This window comes from Quyinboa sediminis, from assembly GCF_042219855.1.
Lineage (GTDB): Bacteria > Bacteroidota > Bacteroidia > Bacteroidales > UBA5342 > JBHJHP01.
Map to the genome: position 1 here is coordinate 1 of NZ_JBHJHP010000038.1, position 762 is coordinate 762.

At 32.9% G+C, this 762-nt stretch carries 1 protein-coding gene; it reads right to left on the bottom strand.

Annotated elements, in window-relative coordinates; all coding sequences use genetic code 11:
* Positions 1–160: 160 nt before the first annotated feature.
* Positions 161–727 (bottom strand): hypothetical protein, encoded by a 567-nt coding sequence (locus ACE1EF_RS20070; protein WP_375722498.1) that lies wholly within the window; start codon positions 725–727, stop codon positions 161–163.
* Between the last annotated feature and the right edge of the window lie 35 nt (positions 728–762).

Sequence of the window (762 nt, forward strand, 5' to 3'; positions counted from 1 at the left end):
CACAACGTTCCCGCGGTATGGTGTCGTGGCAGTTTCTGTCCGATAGGATAGGAACTGTCAGGACGAAAGGTGCTTGCAGCGAACGTTGAATTTTTTGGTTTAAAAAGTACTGCCATGCACTATGACCGCGTGTTGTAAGCCGTAATTTTTTAAAAGTTAATTAGTAATAATTTATCCAGTTCTCAAACGAAATCACATGATAATGGTCTTTATTTTTTGAGCGTATTGAAATTATCGAGTCACTTGTCTGAATCATTTTTTTAGCGTTTACCCAACTCAGTACTAATTCATAAGAATCATTGATAACTTTTACGGCGATGTATATTTTATCATTATTTGTCGAATCAACTAAAGCAAAGAACTTTAATAGGTCAGATGCTGGAACATCTCTATCGATCAATGCATAAATTTCTTGTTGGTCAAGATTCCTTGTTTCTATGTTGTTTTTATACCAATATTTAAAGTCATCAATATTAGCGTACTTCTCATCAAGAAAAAGATTAAAATGTGCAAGAGGATGCCAGTTTTTTTTACTTGCGCCAAAATATATTTTTTCATGTCCAACATGATTCTCAAAGGGGTATAGGTTTTCTTTTAAGAAGATATCATAAATAAATGGAATCTCTATTTTTAGAGGGACGTTTCTCAGGTCTATTTCAGTCTCTTTATTTGAATTTGTACAGTTATAAAACAGAACAAATAATAGTATGTATAGAAAACCTCTCATAATTAAGATTTCTATTATGGCTTACAACGTTCCCG

Coding starts and splice junctions, on each gene's coding strand:
- ACE1EF_RS20070 (WP_375722498.1), bottom strand. CDS start 727: ATGAGAGGTTTTCTATACATACTATTATTTGTTCTGTTTTATAACTGT.